An 18,907-nucleotide genomic window follows, 5' to 3' on the forward strand; every position below is an offset into this window, starting at 1 on the left:
AAATGCCTACTATTAACCAATTAGTACGTAAACCTAGAAAAAGTAAATCAAAAAAATCTGACTCACCAGCTTTAAACAGAGGTTTCAACAGTCAGAAAAAACAATTTACTAAATTAAACTCACCACAAAAACGTGGCGTTTGTACACGTGTGGGTACAATGACACCTAAGAAACCGAACTCAGCATTACGTAAATATGCTCGTGTTCGTTTATCAAATAACATCGAAGTTAACGCGTACATCCCTGGAATCGGACATAACTTACAAGAGCACAGTGTAGTTCTTGTGCGTGGTGGTCGTGTAAAAGACTTACCTGGTGTTCGTTATCATATCGTACGTGGTGCATTAGATACTTCAGGTGTTGAAGGTCGTATGCAAGGTCGTTCATTATACGGAACTAAAAAACCTAAGAAATAAGATTGAAATATTGTAAATCTATACAATATATCATGACTGATAGAACTTAAATATACTATAATAGGAAGGGAGGACTTGTATTATGCCTCGTAAAGGATCAGTACCTAAAAGAGATGTGTTACCAGATCCAATTCACAACTCTAAGCTAGTAACTAAATTAATCAATAAGATTATGTTAGATGGTAAACGTGGAACAGCTCAACGTATTCTTTATTCTGCATTTGACTTAGTTCAAGAACGTTCAGGTCGCGATGCATTAGAAGTATTTGAAGAAGCAATCAACAATATTATGCCAGTACTTGAAGTTAAAGCTCGCCGTGTAGGTGGATCTAACTACCAAGTACCTGTAGAAGTTCGTCCAGAGCGTCGTACTACTTTAGGTTTACGTTGGTTAGTAAACTATGCGCGTCTTCGTGGTGAAAAAACTATGGAAGAGCGTTTAGCTAACGAAATCTTAGACGCAGCAAACAACGTTGGTGGCGCAGTTAAAAAACGTGAAGACACTCACAAAATGGCTGAAGCTAACAAAGCTTTCGCTCACTATCGTTGGTAAGATAAAAGCGAATCTCCCTGAGCAGTTATCATATAAACGTTTATCAATACACATTTCACTTATTGGTGCGTTTAGCTTATAAATGCTTAGGGTAGAGCTATATCTATTTATATAATCCTATTATTCTGGAAGGAGAAAGAATACCCATGGGAAGAGACTTTTCTTTGAAAAACACGCGTAATATCGGTATCATGGCGCACATCGATGCTGGTAAAACGACTACTACTGAACGTATTCTTTATTACACTGGACGTATCCACAAAATTGGTGAAACACACGAAGGTGCTTCACAAATGGACTGGATGGAACAAGAACAAGACCGTGGTATTACAATCACGTCAGCTGCTACAACAGCTTCATGGAATGATCACCGTGTAAACATCATCGATACACCAGGACACGTAGACTTCACTGTTGAAGTTGAACGTTCATTACGTGTATTAGACGGTGCGGTAACAGTACTTGACGCTCAATCAGGTGTTGAACCTCAAACTGAAACTGTATGGCGCCAAGCTACAACTTACGGTGTACCACGTATTGTATTTGTTAACAAAATGGATAAATTAGGTGCTAACTTCGAATATTCAGTAAGCACTTTACATGACCGTTTAAATGCAAATGCAGCACCTATTCAATTACCAATTGGTGCAGAAGATGAATTCGAAGCAATCATTGACTTAGTTACAATGAAATGCTTTAAATATAACAATGACTTAGGAACAGAAATTGAAGAAATTGAAATTCCTGAAGATCATCGTGAACGTGCTGAAGAAGCTCGTGAAAACTTAATCGAATCAGTTGCTGAAACAAATGAAGAGTTAATGGAAAAAATCTTCAATGAAGAAGAAATTACTGTAGATGAATTAAAATCTGCAATTCGTCAAGCAACAACTGATGTTGAATTCTACCCAGTACTTTGCGGTACTGCATTTAAAAACAAAGGTGTTCAATTAATGTTAGATGCGGTAATTGATTACCTACCATCTCCATTAGATGTTAAACCAATCATCGGACACCGTGTTGAAGATCCTGATGAAGAAGTAGTTGCGAGAGCAGACGACGATGCTGAATTCGCTGCATTAGCATTCAAAGTTATGACTGACCCTTACGTTGGTAAATTAACTTTCTTCCGTGTGTACTCAGGTACATTAACTTCAGGTTCTTATATCAAGAACTCAACAAAAGGTAAACGTGAACGTGTAGGACGTATCCTACAAATGCACGCTAACTCACGTCAAGAAATCGATACAGTTTATTCAGGTGACATTGCTGCAGCTGTTGGTCTTAAAGAGACTGGTACAGGTGACACGCTTTGCGGAGAGAAAAATGACATTATCTTAGAGTCAATGGAATTCCCAGAGCCAGTTATTCACTTATCTGTTGAACCTAAGTCTAAAGCAGACCAAGACAAAATGACACAAGCACTTGTTAAACTTCAAGAAGAAGACCCAACATTCAAAGCGCATACTGATGAAGAAACTGGTCAAGTTATCATCGGTGGTATGGGTGAACTTCACCTTGACATTATCGTTGACCGTATGAAACGTGAATTTAACGTTGAAGCAAATGTAGGTGCACCAATGGTTTCTTACCGTGAAACATTCAAACAACCTGCAGCTGTTCAAGGTAAATTCTCTCGTCAATCAGGTGGTCGTGGTCAATATGGTGACGTTCAAATCGAATTCACACCTAACGAAACAGGTGGCGGTTTCGAATTTGAAAACGCTATTGTTGGTGGTGTAGTACCACGTGAATATATCCCATCTGTTGAACAAGGTCTTAAAGATGCAATGGAAAACGGTGTATTAGCTGGTTATCCGTTAATTGATGTTAAAGCTAAATTATTTGATGGTTCATACCACGATGTCGATTCATCAGAAATGGCCTTCAAAATCGCTGCATCATTAGCACTTAAAGAAGCAGCTAAAAAATGTGATCCTGTCATCTTAGAACCAATGATGAAAGTAACAATCGAAATGCCTGAAGAATACATGGGTGACATCATGGGTGATGTAACTGCACGTCGTGGACGCGTAGATGGCATGGAACCACGTGGTAACGCTCAAGTAGTTAATGCATTCGTACCACTTTCAGAAATGTTTGGTTATGCAACATCATTACGTTCAAACACTCAAGGTCGCGGTACTTACACAATGTACTTTGACCACTATGCTGAAGTTCCTAAATCAATTTCTGAAGAAATCATCAAAAAGAATAAAGGTGAATAATAGTATTTAAACTATTAGGCATGATGTTATTCTTGTTTATAAATTGATTTTTAATGTAAAATGATTTATAAAGGAATAAAGATAATTCTTCTCATGATGGTGAGTAACTTTCATGAGTGATAATAATAATTTAATTCTTAATTGAAGAGGAGAGATTTTATAATGGCTAAAGAAAAATTCGATCGTTCATTAGAACATGCTAATATCGGAACTATCGGTCACGTTGACCATGGTAAAACAACTTTAACAGCTGCAATCGCAACTGTATTAGCAAAAAATGGTGACACTGTAGCTCAATCATACGACATGATTGATAACGCTCCAGAAGAAAAAGAACGTGGTATCACTATCAATACTGCACACATCGAGTATCAAACTAACAAACGTCACTATGCTCACGTTGACTGCCCAGGACACGCTGACTATGTTAAAAACATGATCACTGGTGCTGCTCAAATGGACGGCGGTATCTTAGTAGTATCTGCTGCTGACGGTCCTATGCCACAAACTCGTGAACACATTCTTTTATCACGTAACGTTGGTGTACCAGCATTAGTTGTATTCTTAAACAAAGTTGACATGGTTGACGACGAAGAATTATTAGAATTAGTAGAAATGGAAGTTCGTGACTTATTATCTGAATACGACTTCCCAGGTGACGATGTACCTGTAATCGCTGGTTCAGCATTAAAAGCATTAGAAGGCGAAGCTGAATACGAAGAAAAAATCTTAGAATTAATGCAAGCAGTTGATGATTACATTCCAACTCCAGAACGTGATTCTGACAAACCATTCATGATGCCAGTTGAGGACGTATTCTCAATCACTGGTCGTGGTACTGTTGCTACAGGCCGTGTTGAACGTGGTCAAATCAAAGTTGGTGAAGAAGTTGAAATCATCGGTTTAGCTGAAAAATCAGCTAAAACAACTGTTACTGGTGTAGAAATGTTCCGTAAGTTATTAGACTACGCTGAAGCTGGTGACAACATCGGTGCATTATTACGTGGTGTTGCTCGTGAAGACATCAACCGTGGACAAGTTTTAGCTGCTCCTGGTTCAATCACACCACACACTAAATTCAAAGCTGAAGTTTATGTATTATCAAAAGACGAAGGTGGACGTCACACTCCATTCTTCTCAAACTACCGTCCACAATTCTATTTCCGTACTACTGACGTAACTGGTGTTGTTAACTTACCAGAAGGTACAGAAATGGTTATGCCTGGCGATAACGTTGAAATGGAAGTTGAATTAATTTCTCCAATCGCTATCGAAGACGGTACTCGTTTCTCAATCCGTGAAGGTGGACGTACTGTAGGATCAGGCGTTGTAACTGAAATCCACGAATAATTTCACCTTTACAAAAAAGAGTTGGCTTTATGCCAACTCTTTTTTTGGTTATTCTCTTTTTTATGCTGATGTGCTCTCTCATTTACTTAAAACTTGTTCTAGTTCTAAAATTTTCATAAATGTACTCACTGCATATTTCATGGCAGATTCATCGATATCGAAATAAGGACTATGATGTGGCCAGTCACTTTCTTTTTCTCGATTGCCACAACCTGTTAAGAAAAAGGCACCGGGGCGTGCTTGTAAATAAAATGAAAAATCCTCTCCGACCATCATTAAATCCGATTGATTATAGCGGAAATTTAGATCATTTGCTGCTTGGCTTACAACATTAACAGGCCCTTCATGATTATAAACAGGTAAATATCCTTTGATATAATCAAACTCATAGTCAATATCATTTGCAACAGCTAGACCTTGCAATAATTTATCCATTTTCTCATAAATATGCTGTTGGGTCTGCGGTTCAAAAGTACGAACCGTGCCTCTACAATAAGCCGTATCAGGGATCACATTATCAGCCTCTCCAGCTTCAATTTTTCCAAAAGAAATCACAGCTTGTTTCACAGGATCTAGTGTTCTAGATACAATTTTTTGCGCACTTAAAATAAATTCTGCGAGAATTACAATAGGATCGATTGTTTCATGTGGTTTGGCGCCGTGTCCGCCCTTACCATGAATGGCAATATTAAACTCATCTGGTTGCGCCATCATTGGACCAGAACGTGTATGAATTGTGCCTGTTGGATAACCACTCCATAAATGATTGCCATAAATACGATCTACCCCTACTAATGCATTATCTGCAATCATACCTTGAGCGCCCCCGGGCATGACTTCTTCACCATATTGGAATATTAAAACAACATTTCCATTTAATTGATCTTGATGTTCATGTAATAATTCAGCTACTGCTAATAAAATGGCTGTATGACCATCGTGGCCACACGCGTGCATTACCCCAGGAATTTTAGAACGATAAGGAACTTCTTTTAAATCATCTATAGGTAAAGCATCAAAGTCAGCGCGCAAGGCAATCGTAGGGCCATCCCCTTTACCACTTATTTTAGCGATAATCCCGTTTTCGCCGACGTGATCTTTAATATCAAAGTTAAGTTTTTCAAGTTTATCTATAATGAGTTGATGCGTATGAAACTCTTGAAATGATAATTCTGGATATTGGTGTAAATAACGACGTAATGCGATCATGTCAGTTTCTTTTTCATACGCTTTTTGGAACCAATCAGTCACTGTAAACCTCTCCTTGTTGCTTAGTAATAATTTATTATACACTTGCTTTGAAGTTTGTTCAAAATGCGTTATGATAATATTGAGTTAAATTTGAAAGGGGAATGACTTGTGGTACAAAAATTACATGAGTTTCTTGAAGAAAATATAAGCTACCTTAAAGATAACGGCTTATATAACGAAATTGATACAATTGAAGGAGCGAATGGTCCAGAAATTAAAATCAATGGCAAGGATTATATTAACTTATCATCAAATAACTATTTAGGTTTAGCAACAAATGATGATTTAAAAACAGCTGCTAAAAATGCAATCGATACGCATGGTGTTGGTGCTGGTGCTGTGCGTTCAATCAATGGTACGCTTGATTTACATGATGAATTAGAAAAAACATTAGCAGAATTTAAAGGAACAGAAGCAGCAATTGCATATCAATCTGGCTTTAACTGTAATATGGCGGCGATTTCTGCAGTAATGAACAAAAATGATGCTATTCTTTCTGATGAATTAAATCATGCATCTATTATCGATGGTTGCCGCTTATCTAAAGCAAAAATTATCCGTGTTAACCATTCAGATATGGATGATTTACGTCAAAAAGCTAAAGAAGCTGTTGAATCAGGACAATACAATAAAGTAATGTACATTACTGATGGTGTCTTCAGTATGGATGGCGACGTTGCAAAATTACCTGAAATTGTCGACATTTGTGAAGAATACGGCATTATGGTTTATGTTGATGACGCACATGGTTCAGGCGTTATGGGTAAAGGTGCCGGCACAGTTAAACATTTCGGTTTACAAGATAAGGTAGACTTCCAAATCGGTACATTATCTAAAGCAATTGGTGTTGTAGGTGGATATGTTGCAGGTTCACAACAATTAATTGACTGGTTAAAAGCACAATCTCGTCCATTCTTATTCTCTACATCATTAGCTCCTGGGGATACAAAAGCTATCACAGAAGCAGTTAAAAAATTAATGTCTTCAACAGAGTTACACGACCAACTTTGGGATAATGCGCAATACCTTAAAGAAGGTTTAAGTCGTTTAGGCTTTGATATAGGTGAATCAGAAACACCTATTACACCAGTTATCATTGGTGACGAAAAGAAAACACAAGAATTTAGTAAACGTTTAATGGATGAAGGCATTTATGTTAAATCTATCGTTTTCCCTACAGTACCACGTGGCACAGGACGCGTACGTAATATGCCAACTGCAGCACACACTAAAGAAATGTTAGATAAAGCATTAAACGCATACGAAAAAGTAGGTAAAGAATTAGACGTCATTAAATAATATAAATTGCACATGAAGGATGGATCTCTAACGGGTTAGAGGTCCATTCTTTTTATAGTGCGCCCGGCATGGGTAACATCTTGACGGTGAAAGTCCGTTACAGGCTTGGTAGTAGGAACTGTTAGCGAAGGACAAGGGTGTCCACTGCGAAGTGGAATCTGAAGGAAGTCGGACGCAAACACTCGCACTGACGAACAGAAACATCATACTAAGGCTATGTAGAATGGATGAATCTGCTATACAAGATAAAGTCCTATACTACCCGAGTTCTATATAGTAAATGATGTGGTGACATGAGTGGAAAGAGGTTACACCTTACCCGGGGAGGTCTCATAAGCGATTCGTAGAATCGTAGTAACAACGAATTATGAGAAATCAGCAGAAGTCATAGTAGGTATAAACATATCGAAGGACTGAACAATATTAAATACAAAGTAAAGAATGGAGGTTATAGATTTACGGTGTGCAGAAAACGGTTTATACCGGCAACTTATAGAAAGATAAGTAGTGGAACGAAAAAAGGATATATAAGTGTGTACAGTAAATCTTAGGTGAAATGAAAGAAATGTATCGTGAGTCTCCATCTTTGATGGAACTTGTTGTAAGACCAAACAACATTGAAAAAGCAATTAAGAAAGTGAGAAAGAACAAAGGTGCACCTGGAATTGATGGTATGAGTGTTAGTGACTTGAATAGGCACTTCTCGCAGTACTTTCCTCAAATTCGAAAGAAACTGCTTGATGGTACATACAAACCACAAGCAGTAAGGAAAGTTGAAATCCCAAAATCAAATGGGAAAAAACGAGTGTTGGGTATTCCTGTCGCAAGAGATAGAGTTATCCAACAAGCCATTAAACAAGTCATTGAACCTAAAATTGACCGTACATTTTCAAATCACAGTCATGGTTTCAGACCAAATCGTAGTACAGGTACTGCATTGAAGCAATGTGCATTATACTATGAAGAAGGTTATTCAGTCGCAGTCGACTGCGACTTAAAACAATGTTTTGATATGTTAAATCATGACAAGTTAATGTATCTATTTGAGTGTCATATCCAGGATAAAACTATTTCTAAGTTCATTCGTAGAAGTCTACAAGTTGGTGCCATTGACCTCAATGGTAACTACAAGAATAAAGAAATCGGTGCACCGCAAGGTGGCGTTATATCGCCGCTATTATGTAACATCTATCTGCATGAATTAGATAAAGAACTGGAAAAACGTGGACATCGTTTTATTCGCTACGCTGATGACTTCGTCATCTTTGTGCGTTCAAAACGAGCAGGCCAACGTGTTATGGAGAGTGTGACAAAATTCATCGAAAAGGATCTTAAACTTATTGTAAATAAGGAAAAGAGCAAGGTAGGTGCAGTCACACGTTTAAAGTTCTTGAGTTGTCTAATGACCAAAGTAAATGGCATTTATCGTTTCAGACCGACTATGGAAGCAAAAAGAAGTTTAAAACGCTCCTTAAGACGCCTAACGAAACGAAATAGACCAGGTACCTTCAGACAGATTATAACAGAAATCAATCAAGTGACTCGAGGGTGGATAAATTATTTTGGTAGAGGGTTTATTAAAGGCTTTTTAACAAAAGTACAATCATGGCTAAACCGTCGTATTAGACAACTGATTCTTAAAAGATGGAAGAAAACGAAAACAAAATACAAAATGTTACGTAAATATGGACTTGACCATGATAGCGCAATGAGAGTTTCACAATCACGTAAGAAGTATTGGCGACTCTCAAGTGTAAAAGAAGTCCATCGTGCGCTTACAACAAAACAACTCTACGAGTGGGGACTAATACCTTTAGTCCACCTCGCAGAGCTGGCTTACGCAAGATATTGAACCGCCGTGTACGGAACCGTACGCACGGTGGTGTGAGAGGACGAATAACCAAATAATGGTTATTCTCCTACTCGATTTAAGCTAAAATAAAACTTATAAATTTACACTTATTTGTTTGTCTTTCATGTACAAGAAAGCGCTTTACTGTTATAATATATACGAAATAAGTTGATATAAAAACACAAATGTATTTCTGAGAGAGACAGTTAGGAGAATGATACGTTATGAAAAAAATAATGATTACAGGGGCTTTAGGCCAAATCGGCACAGAATTAGTTGCGAAATGTCGTGAAATTTATGGCAATGAAAATGTATTAGCCACTGATATCCGTCAACCTGAAGCGGGGTCAGGTATTACGGATGGACCATTTGAAATTTTAGACGTAACAGATGCTGATCGCATGGAACAACTTGTGGACAGTTTTAAACCGGATACATTAATGCATATGGCAGCATTATTATCTGCTACAGCGGAGGAAAAACCACTATTAGCTTGGAATTTAAACATGGGTGGTCTTGTAAATGCGTTAGAAACAGCACGTAAATTTGATTTACAATTTTTCACTCCAAGTTCAATTGGCGCGTTTGGTCCAAATACACCTAAGAAAAATACACCACAAGTGACAATTCAACGTCCTACAACAATGTATGGTGTGAACAAAGTATCTGGCGAATTGTTATGTGATTATTATTTCACTAAATTTGGCGTAGATACGCGTAGTGTTCGTTTCCCTGGATTAATTTCTTACATTAAAGAACCAGGTGGCGGTACAACAGATTACGCAGTAGATATTTATTTCCAAGCAATTCGTCAAGGTCAATATACAAGTTACATTGATAAAGACACTTACATGGACATGATGTTTATGGATGATGCGATCGATGCCATTATTAAACTAATGGAAGCGGATAGTGGTAAGTTACTTCACCGTAACGCATATAACTTAAGTGCTATGAGTATTGAACCAGAAATGGTAAAAGAAGCGATTCAAGAACATTATCCTGATTTTAAATTAGAGTATGATGTTGATCCAGTACGTCAAGGTATTGCTGAAAGTTGGCCAGACAACATCGATACAAGTTGTGCACGCGGTGAATGGGGATTTGACCCTAAGTATGATTTAGCTGGTATGACAAAACGTATGTTAGACGGCATTTTAGAAAAAGAAGGTAAAAAAGCATAACTGAGTAAATATAATAAGTAGAGTATGAAGAAAAAGGAGAAATTTCTTCATACTCTACTTTTTTGTTCATGAAAATAAAAGAAAAGGATGATCAGTTATTTTAATTTTCCGAATTTTATATTGAATTGTTTGCTTTATGTTGATATAATGCATTTAATTCACATACATATAGGGGGAATAATCATGTCAGAACTTATCAATTTAGAGGAGCGTCAACAATTACAGCAAAAGCCTGATCAATCATCGCTTACATTTGGTGAAGTATTTACTGATTACATGTTAAGCTTTGACTATTCAGCAGAAAAAGGATGGCACGATTTAAAGATTATTCCTTATGGTCCAATTGAATTATCACCTGCAGCACAAAGTATTCACTATGGCCAATCTGTTTTTGAAGGTTTAAAGGCCTACAAACATGAGGGAGAGGTTGTGTTATTTAGACCTGAGGAAAATTTTAAACGTATTAATCAATCGCTTGAACGCTTAAAAATGCCTGAGATTGATGAAGCACTCTTATTAGAAGGGCTAAAACAATTAGTCGATGTAGATCGTGATTGGGTGCCAGATGGAGAGGGCCAATCGTTATATATTCGACCTGTTGTATTCGCAACAGAAGGTGTTTTAGGGGTCCATCCTTCTCACCAATACCGTTTATTAATTATTTTATCACCATCAGGGTCATATTATGGCGGAGATTCGCTTAGCCCTACTAAAATTTATGTGGAAGACGAATATGTTCGAGCAGTTCGCGGTGGTGTTGGTTTTGCTAAAGTAGCCGGAAACTATGCTGCGAGCTTATTAGCACAAGCTAACGCTAATGAACTTGGATTTGACCAAGTGTTATGGTTAGATGGGGTTGAGCAAAAATACGTTGAAGAAGTAGGAAGTATGAATATTTTCTTTGTTATTAATGGGAAAATTGTGACACCCGAATTAAACGGTAGTATCTTGCCGGGTATTACGAGAAAAACAGTGATTGAACTTGCGAAGACTTTAGGTTACGAAGTAGAGGAACGTCGCATCTCTGTTGAAGAGGTATTTGATTTACATGAACGTAACGAACTTGAAGAAGTCTTTGGTACAGGTACTGCTGCAGTGATTTCTCCAGTAGGCGAACTTCAATTTAAAGAGCGCCATATTGTTATTAATAATAACCAAACAGGAACAGTAACTCAAACATTGTATGATCATTATACAGGTATTCAAAGTGGTAAGTTAGAGGACCCTCATCATTGGCGAGTTGTTGTCCCACATTATGAAAGATAAAAAAAGGGGTTATCACTGTATATTCTAGTTGATATATCCCACAATAAGAGGTTGAGACATCATTTATGAGTGTTCAAGGGAAGCAATGGGTATGTCTCAATCTCTTATTTTGTTAAAAGGAGTTTATCAGAAATGGCAGTTTCATGGATTTTATTTGATAAAGATGGCACGCTCATTCAATTTGATGAGAGTTGGGTGAAGATTGGGATCCAATTAATTGATGATGTGTGTCACCATTTTAATATTGAAAAGATAGATGCAGTTTATCAAGAATTAGGTGTACGCAATAATCAGTTTCAACCTGGTAGTATCATGGCTTCTGGTACATTAGAAGATATGATTGCGGTATTCAATCAATTTGCACAGCAAGATACAGCTCAATGGACAGCTAATCGTAGTCAGACGTTGATACGTCAACGTGTTCCTGAAAATATATTATACGAGGGTGTAAAAGAAACATTAGAAAATCTAAAACATGAAGGGTATCACTTGGGGATTGTAACGAGTGATAATGCCACAGGGGTCCAATATTTTTTAGAACAGACAGGTTTACACGCTATGTTTGAATGTATTATTTCTACTGATGAGGGAGGATACGAAAAGCCTGATGCGCGTATTCTGGAACCGCTTTGGGAGAAAGGTGTGCAAAAAGATGAAGTGATTATTGTGGGTGATACTGATAATGATATGCTGACAGGAAAAAATGCATCACTTAAAATGACAATTGGTGTATTAACGGGACTAGGTGAATCAGCAAGTTTTAAAGAAGCTGATACAGTCCTTTCCTCTGTGACAAAGCTACCTGCACAACTAAGCAATATTTAAGATAATATAAGTGTATTTATAGCAGTAAGTAAAGGGGGAGATGAAGTAGACAATTAACAATACTACCTACTCAATCTCCCCTACATTTACGAACTTAGTATAAATGTATTTTATTTTTAAGGACGTGTGTCTACTTGACGGTGCGTTTGGATAACGTGGCCAATTTTGTGTAAAATTGGTTCAATCGATTCTGGATCGTCATATAAATCATAATCTTTTATATTGATACGGACTACAGGACATGCATTAAAGTGATTAATCCAATCTTCATATTGTTTAAACAGTTTTTCCCAATATGCTGGGTCAGTGTCGATTTCCATTTGGCGCCCACGTGATTGAATGCGCTCAATGACATTTTCATAATCTGATTCGAGATAAATCAATACATCAGGTGCTGGGAAGTAAGGTGTCATAACCATTGCTTCAAATAGATTAGAATATGTTTGAAAGTCTTCTTCGCTCATTGTGCCTTCTACTTCATGCATTTTCGCAAATATTTCTACGTCTTCGTAAATTGAACGGTCTTGGACAAAACCGCCACCATATTCGAACATCTTTTTTTGTTCTTTAAAGCGTTCAGCTAAGAAATAAATTTGTAAATGGAAACTCCAACGTTTAAAATCTTCATAAAATTTATCTAAATATGGATTGTGGTCTACGTTTTCGTAGGATGTTCTAAAATTTAGTTTTTCTGCTAGAGCACGAGTAAGAGAGGATTTGCCTACACCTACTGTACCAGCGATTGTTATAACTGCATTCTCGGGAATGTGATACTTATTCATTCATTGTGCCTCCAATTAATTCATGAATTCGTGATAAGATATAATCATAATCTTTAGGGTGATTTACAAAATCAATGTGCGTTGTATCGATCCATAAAACATTATCATGATTTTGAGATAATGAATTATAGTATGCGGCATAATCTTGTTTCAACTTAAGTAAATAGTCATCTTCAATTTGTACTTCAAAGCTACGATCACGTTTAGCGATACGCTGTTTTAAAGTATTTAAATCGGCATCTAGAAAAATGATAAAGTCAGGAGAAATTAAATCCTCAGTTAAAATATCATAAATTCTTGAAAACTTATCGAACTCTTTTGAGGACAATGTATTTTGAGCAAATATCTTATTTTTATAAATATGATAATCACTTATGATACCGTCTTCAATCTCCGCAAGATCTTGATAAGCTTTGTATCGGTTGCATAGGAAAAACATTTCAGTTTGAAAGCTCCATTTTGAAATATCATCATAGAAGTCAGACAAAAATGGGTTTTCATCAACAATTTCTTTTGCTTCATAAAAATGGTACGATTGGCTGAGCATATGAGTGAGTGAAGATTTGCCTACACCAATTGGACCTTCTATAGCAATAAAAGGTTTTTTCATTATTGTTCTCTCCATTTATTTAAATTAACATTACAAATTCTAACATAAGTGAGGTCGTTTCTGAATGAGAATCCATCAATATTATATGTCCTTAGCTTTGGATGAAGCGCGTAAAGCTGCATCAATTGGGGAGGTACCTATCGGAGCGATTATTGTAAAAAATCATGAAGTAATTGCACGAGCGCATAATTTAAGAGAGACGACACAACTTCCTATGGCGCATGCTGAACATATTGCGATTGAACGTGCTGCTGAAGCACTTGGTACATGGCGACTTGAAGGGTGCACCTTATATGTTACTTTAGAACCATGTGTGATGTGTGCGGGTACAATTGTATTAAGTCGTGTCGACACAGTAGTTTACGGCGCGAAGGATGCTAAAGGGGGATGCAGCGGCAGTTTAATGAATCTCATTCAAGATCAACGAATGAACCATCGAGCTCAATTGGTCACAGGTGTACTTGAATATTCTTGTAGTCAATTACTGAAGCAATTTTTTAAAGGATTAAGAAAACGTCGAAAAGAAGCAAAGTCCAACAGAAATGAAACAGATTAACATACTTTTCAACGAGGATTTGATACAATAATTGAAGTATATGGGGCTGTGACATAGGGACCGTGACATAAAGCATGAATGCTTTTGTCCCAACCTCTTGTTTCAACCTCGATTTGCTTTAGCTAGAGACAAATATCGATAGAATAAAAGTGAGGAAGTAACATGATAAAATTAATTGCGACAGATATGGATGGCACATTATTAAATGCAGCACACGAAGTATCAGAAGAAAACATTAAAGCGATTCAATATGCTCAATCTTTAGGTATTACGGTTGTCATTGCGACTGGTCGTGCCTTTTACGAAGCACAAGACCCAATAGCACCGACTGGATTGAAAGTCCCTTACATTTGTCTAAATGGGGCAGAAGTTCGTGATGAAAGTTTTGATATTATTCATACATCTAGCTTAAACCATGAACTATATCAACGTATTCGCCAAGAGTTAGATCAAGAAGATATTTACTACCAAGTATATACCAATCGAGTGATATATACTGAAGATCCGCAACGTGATTTAGAAATTTACGTTGATATCGCGACACGTTCTGGTCAAGAAGCGGATGTCGAAAAGATTCGCCATCATATTCAACATCGTTTAGATACAGGTGCATTAAAGGTTGTAGATAATTATGATCAAGTAGAAGAAGTACCAGGCGAATTAATTATGAAAGTGTTAGCCTTCGATAAAGATTTAGAAAAAATTGATCGAGTAAAGGCAAGATTATCTGAAAGAAGCAATTTAGAAGTATCGTCTTCGTCACGTGGAAATATCGAAATTACGCATGCTGATGCACAAAAAGGGGTCGCCTTGGCTTCAATTGCTGAACAACTTGGCGTTCGTTTAGAGGAAACAATGGCTGTTGGTGATAATTTAAATGACAAGTCAATGATTGATTGTGTAGGATATCCTGTCGCAATGGCCAATGCTGTTCCCGAAATCATAGAGAATGCGATGTTTGTGACAGATTCAAATGAAAATAGTGGGGTCGCTAAAGCAATATATAAAGTTTTAAATCAACAAAAGGGAGATGTTTAAAAGATGAAAGGTTTAATTATTGTAGGTAGTGCTAAACGTGGTTCACATACGAATGCACTTGCTCAATATTTAAAGGGACAAATAGAAGAAAAAAATGAAGAAGTGGAGATTTTTGATTTAGCTGAACATCCGCTTCACACACTTGATTTTACAGGTCAAAATCCAGAGATTGACGACTTTAAAAAGAATGCTGAAACATTAAAACAACTTGCTGACGAAGCTGATTTCATTATACTTGGTACACCTAATTATCATGGATCTTATTCAGGTATCTTAAAAAATGCATTGGATCATCTTACAATGGATCAATTTAAAATGAAACCTGTTGGCTTAGTCAATAATAGTGGTGGTATTGTTAGTGCAGAACCATTATCTCATTTACGTATCATTGTTCGTTCATTACTTGGTATTGCTGTACCAACGCAAATCGCAACACACGATTCAGATTATGAACAATTAGAAGACGGCACATTATATTTATCAAATGATGAATTTCAATTACGTGCCCGTTTATTTATTGATCAAATCTTATCATTTGCAGAAACAAGTCCGTACGAACACTTAAAATAAGGGTGTTCGAATGAGACCCCAGGCCTCAAATGTGGTGTTGTCTTGTTATGACACTGCATTTGAGGTTTTTCTACCATTATCCTTATAGCTAACAGTATCTAAAGCAAATTAAAAAGACACTGAAGTGCTAATGAGGCTTTCAGTGTCTTTCCTTCTTATTTACGATATTTTAATTTAGCAAATGCATCGTGTTGATGAATTGACTCTTCATTGCGACATTCAATGTCAAATCCTTCTAACCAATCTAATTCCACCAAATCAGCAGCGATTAAGCGAATTAAATCTTCCACAAAACGTGGATTTTCATAAGCACGTTCAGTCACGCGTTTTTCATCTGGACGTTTAAGGATTGGATAAAGCATTGAACTTGCATTAGCTTCCATTGCATCTAGTAAAATGTTTTTAAAATCCTCAGGTAACGCTGTGTCAGGATTTAAATAAGTTTTCACTGTGACAATGCCGCGTTGGTTATGCGCAGAATATTCACTGATTTCTTTAGAGCATGGACATAACGTTGTAACAGCAGCAGTTAATGTGAATTCTTTACGTGTTACTTTGTTATTTTCGACTGCTAAACCATAAGTGACATCTGCAGATCCGACTGCTTTGATATTTGTCACAGGACTTAAACGGTCAAAGAACCATTTTCCAGATACGTCTACACCGGCGCTACGTTGGTTCATATGGTCTTTTAATCGATTGAGTAGCTGTGTTAATGCATTAAATTCAAGCCGTATACCGTTGTCATATTCTGCTTCTACAGACTCTAAAATACGACTCATATTAATGCCTTTTTCATCTTGATTTAAACTTGTAGAAAAGCTGAATGTCCCAGCTGTTTGAAATTGATCAATTAAAACCGGATAAGTCAGGTTTTTAATACCAACCTCTTCTATTTCAAATAAAAAATTTTTATGCGTACTTTGAAGATCAGTCATTTCAGCTTTAGTAGTTGGTTTAGTTCCTTTGATAGGATCTACTGAGCCAAAGTGTTTCCATCGACCTTCTCTTGTAGATAAATCAAATTCCGTCATATGTCTTCCTCCACTATTATAATCGGACAGTTCCAATAGAATGTCTTTAACATTGTTAAATTATTGAGCGTTTTCATCCTCAAAAGTATAAATCCAAAATGTTTCCGTTTCTAGAAAAGATGCCGCTTCTTTTGGCACACCTGGTGCATTAACTTGAGGATTAGCAAGTTGTTCTAAAAATGGACCTGTTTGAGACTGGTGTGCTTGAAATGCTTGATATTTTCGATCGCTATAATTCGAGATATCATTGATAATATCAGGTTCTCCTAATGCATCTATCGCATCATTACTGAAAGCGACTAATTGGAGTGTTGGTCGTTCAGCAGGTTGCATCCGTTGTACTGTACGGATCACCGCTTCAGCTGTCGCTTCATGATCAGGGTGAACCGCATAACCAGGATAAAATGAAATAATCGTTGAAGGTTGAAGTTCAGCGATTAAGTCTGCTATCATTGCGTCCATTTCATCATGTGGTTCAAATTCTACTGTTTTATCACGTAACCCCATTTTACGTAAATCTTGAATACCGATTGCCTTCGCTGCATTTTCAAGTTCTGATTCTCTAATCTCGGGAAGGGATTCACGTGTAGCGAAAGGTGGGTTACCTAAATTACGTCCCATTTGTCCCAATGTTAAACAAGCATAGGTAATGGGCACACCTTCATCGCTATATTGTGCAAGTGTCCCAGCCGAAGAAAATGTCTCATCATCCGGATGTGGAAAAATAACAAGAATATGTGATTCAGTTGTCAATATCATACATCTCCTTTCTATGCTTGAAATGGCTTATGACTAATCTCGAGTGCAGCGGCAAGTTGACCTTCATAATTAAAGCCAGCAAGTAAAAACTCGTTATTATCATTCACTTCATAGTGTGTTAAACCTTGAACATACACCCATCCGCTTTGATCTAGTTTTAGACCAACACGAAAAGGATCTTTAACGCCGCCTTTAAGTTGGGCGTGTGTATAAGTGATTTGTATATTTCTTAAAAATGTTCCTGCATTAAAAACACGTTGATCAAAATGATTGGCATACGCCCCATTTGTCGTTTCAACGTGAATATAGACAGGTTCATTTGCATATTGATCAAGTAATGATTGTACTACATCATTTGTAATCGGTTGCAATAGACTCACTGCCTTCCTGATTATGATTATCTTTCCATTTTACTAAAAATTGTGATTGATTTATATAACTATGCTCATTTTTCCGCATAAAAGCTAATACTAATGGTCAAAATGATTGCTGACGTTTAGATAATAAAGTGTTAAAACTGTCGGTAAAATGTTGAAAGCGTTCATTATCTTGTAATAAATGATAACACACTAAATCGATAATAAAATGAGTGGCAAGTTGAGAGTTAATAAAATAGTTATCACGTGTATAGTGATGGTCTGCGGTTAGAATGACGTGATCACTCACTTTTTCAAGATGTGGTGTTTTATAATGCGACAAAGTTAAGATTTTAGCCCCTTTTTGTTGTGCTTTAGCTAAACTATCTAACACTTCTATCGTTTGAGCGCTATTTGTAATTGCTACAACAGTGGTTGAAGTATCGCACATTTGATTGATGACAGCCATTAAATGCGCGTCGGTAATGGCGATGGTGTTGAAGCCCATACGTGCCGTACGAAAATAAAATTCTTGAGCACTTAAGCCGGAACTGCCAATACCGATAAAAATAATTTTTTGGCTCTCTTGAATAGCATTAACTAAAGCTATCAAATCATCTTGAATTAAAAATTCGCCAGTATAATTTAAAACTGAAGTATAGTGATGATGCATAATTTGGATAGCTGGCGTATTTTCAATTTTATCTTGTTGCTTTTCATATTGAATAGCAAAGCGTAAAGATTGAAAGCTGTCATAGTCTAATTTATGCGCAAAACGACTTATGCTTGATGGAGAGACGCCAATGTCGTGCGCAAATGCTTGAATGGTGCCTATATCAGTTTCTTGATCTAACTGAAGGATAGTATCTGCAATCTTACGTTCGGCTTTTGTAAGGTGGGGATAAAAATGTTGAATGCGATTTTCAAGTTTCATGTCCGTGTCTCCTTTGAACTCAGTATAATTGAAAACATTTTTCA

19 protein-coding genes are annotated in these 18,907 nt (G+C 36.9%); 12 read left to right on the forward strand and 7 right to left on the reverse strand.

Annotation, left to right across the window (positions count from 1 at the left end; genetic code table 11):
* Positions 1-2 precede the first annotated feature (2 nt).
* The 4 genes from rpsL (at position 3) to tuf (ending at position 4,547) form a co-directional block, all read left to right on the forward strand.
* Complete coding sequence (rpsL, locus tag ACEE93_RS00690) at positions 3-416, forward strand: 30S ribosomal protein S12 (protein ID WP_449156201.1); 414 nt, start codon at positions 3-5, stop codon at positions 414-416.
* 82 nt (positions 417-498) lie between these two features.
* Positions 499-969, forward strand: coding sequence for a 30S ribosomal protein S7 (gene rpsG, locus ACEE93_RS00695; protein ID WP_103207204.1), 471 nt, complete (start codon positions 499-501; stop codon positions 967-969).
* A gap of 146 nt (positions 970-1,115) precedes the next feature.
* Positions 1,116-3,197, forward strand: coding sequence for an elongation factor G (fusA, locus tag ACEE93_RS00700; RefSeq protein WP_449156202.1), 2,082 nt, complete (start codon positions 1,116-1,118; stop codon positions 3,195-3,197).
* 162 nt (positions 3,198-3,359) lie between these two features.
* Positions 3,360-4,547: an elongation factor Tu gene (tuf, locus tag ACEE93_RS00705; RefSeq protein WP_449156203.1), complete on the forward strand. Its 1,188-nt coding sequence runs from the start codon at positions 3,360-3,362 to the stop codon at positions 4,545-4,547.
* Positions 4,548-4,625: 78 nt separating this feature from the next.
* On the opposite strand, the gene ACEE93_RS00710 is transcribed toward tuf, so the two are convergent.
* Complete coding sequence (locus tag ACEE93_RS00710; protein ID WP_449156204.1) at positions 4,626-5,798, reverse strand: amidohydrolase; 1,173 nt, start codon at positions 5,796-5,798, stop codon at positions 4,626-4,628.
* A 108-nt stretch (positions 5,799-5,906) separates the two neighbouring features.
* Between ACEE93_RS00710 and ACEE93_RS00715 the strand changes: the two genes are divergently transcribed.
* The 5 genes from ACEE93_RS00715 to ACEE93_RS00735 all read left to right on the forward strand — a co-directional run bounded on the left by ACEE93_RS00715 (position 5,907) and on the right by ACEE93_RS00735 (position 12,224).
* Positions 5,907-7,097 (forward strand): glycine C-acetyltransferase, encoded by a 1,191-nt coding sequence (locus ACEE93_RS00715; protein ID WP_449156205.1) that lies wholly within the window; start codon positions 5,907-5,909, stop codon positions 7,095-7,097.
* A gap of 565 nt (positions 7,098-7,662) precedes the next feature.
* Complete coding sequence (gene ltrA, locus ACEE93_RS00720) at positions 7,663-8,949, forward strand: group II intron reverse transcriptase/maturase (RefSeq protein WP_449156569.1); 1,287 nt, start codon at positions 7,663-7,665, stop codon at positions 8,947-8,949.
* A 224-nt stretch (positions 8,950-9,173) separates the two neighbouring features.
* Complete coding sequence (locus ACEE93_RS00725) at positions 9,174-10,133, forward strand: NAD-dependent epimerase/dehydratase family protein (RefSeq protein ID WP_449155342.1); 960 nt, start codon at positions 9,174-9,176, stop codon at positions 10,131-10,133.
* A 183-nt stretch (positions 10,134-10,316) separates the two neighbouring features.
* Positions 10,317-11,399 carry a branched-chain amino acid aminotransferase gene (locus ACEE93_RS00730; RefSeq protein ID WP_449155343.1) on the forward strand — a complete coding sequence of 361 codons (1,083 nt, stop codon included), beginning with the start codon at positions 10,317-10,319 and terminating at the stop codon, positions 11,397-11,399.
* A gap of 132 nt (positions 11,400-11,531) precedes the next feature.
* Positions 11,532-12,224: an HAD family hydrolase gene (locus tag ACEE93_RS00735; protein WP_449155344.1), complete on the forward strand. Its 693-nt coding sequence runs from the start codon at positions 11,532-11,534 to the stop codon at positions 12,222-12,224.
* A gap of 116 nt (positions 12,225-12,340) precedes the next feature.
* On the opposite strand, the gene ACEE93_RS00740 is transcribed toward ACEE93_RS00735, so the two are convergent.
* Together ACEE93_RS00740 and ACEE93_RS00745 are read right to left on the reverse strand one after the other, a co-directional pair.
* Positions 12,341-13,006: a deoxynucleoside kinase gene (locus ACEE93_RS00740; protein WP_449155345.1), complete on the reverse strand. Its 666-nt coding sequence runs from the start codon at positions 13,004-13,006 to the stop codon at positions 12,341-12,343.
* Positions 12,999-13,616: a deoxynucleoside kinase gene (locus ACEE93_RS00745; RefSeq protein WP_449155346.1), complete on the reverse strand. Its 618-nt coding sequence runs from the start codon at positions 13,614-13,616 to the stop codon at positions 12,999-13,001. Before ACEE93_RS00745 ends, ACEE93_RS00740 begins: the two co-directional genes overlap by 8 nt.
* A 64-nt stretch (positions 13,617-13,680) precedes the next feature.
* Here ACEE93_RS00745 and tadA point away from each other — a divergent pair, with 64 nt between their 5' ends.
* From tadA to ACEE93_RS00760, 3 genes are all read left to right on the forward strand, one after another.
* The gene (tadA, locus tag ACEE93_RS00750) at positions 13,681-14,172 is read left to right on the forward strand and encodes a tRNA adenosine(34) deaminase TadA (protein ID WP_449155347.1); all 492 of its coding nucleotides are present in this window, start codon (positions 13,681-13,683) and stop codon (positions 14,170-14,172) included.
* A gap of 162 nt (positions 14,173-14,334) precedes the next feature.
* Positions 14,335-15,210, forward strand: a complete 876-nt coding sequence (locus tag ACEE93_RS00755) for a Cof-type HAD-IIB family hydrolase (RefSeq protein WP_449155348.1) — start codon at positions 14,335-14,337, stop codon at positions 15,208-15,210.
* Positions 15,211-15,213: 3 nt separating this feature from the next.
* Entirely contained in the window at positions 15,214-15,780 is a 567-nt protein-coding gene (locus tag ACEE93_RS00760; protein WP_449155349.1) for an NADPH-dependent FMN reductase, read from the forward strand.
* A gap of 155 nt (positions 15,781-15,935) precedes the next feature.
* On the opposite strand, the gene folE2 is transcribed toward ACEE93_RS00760, so the two are convergent.
* The 4 genes from folE2 to ACEE93_RS00780 all read right to left on the reverse strand — a co-directional run bounded on the left by folE2 (position 15,936) and on the right by ACEE93_RS00780 (position 18,863).
* A complete protein-coding gene (gene folE2, locus ACEE93_RS00765; protein ID WP_449155350.1) occupies positions 15,936-16,814 on the reverse strand; it encodes a GTP cyclohydrolase FolE2 in 879 nt (292 codons plus the stop codon).
* 60 nt (positions 16,815-16,874) lie between these two features.
* On the reverse strand, positions 16,875-17,573 hold the full coding sequence (gene bshB2, locus ACEE93_RS00770) for a bacillithiol biosynthesis deacetylase BshB2 (protein ID WP_449155351.1): 699 nt from the start codon (positions 17,571-17,573) through the stop codon (positions 16,875-16,877).
* 11 nt (positions 17,574-17,584) lie between these two features.
* Positions 17,585-17,944, reverse strand: a complete 360-nt coding sequence (locus ACEE93_RS00775) for a YojF family protein (RefSeq protein ID WP_449155352.1) — start codon at positions 17,942-17,944, stop codon at positions 17,585-17,587.
* Positions 17,945-18,050: 106 nt separating this feature from the next.
* A complete protein-coding gene (locus tag ACEE93_RS00780; RefSeq protein WP_449155353.1) occupies positions 18,051-18,863 on the reverse strand; it encodes a MurR/RpiR family transcriptional regulator in 813 nt (270 codons plus the stop codon).
* Positions 18,864-18,907 lie beyond the last annotated feature (44 nt).

This window comes from Staphylococcus sp. 11262D007BW (assembly GCF_053547815.1).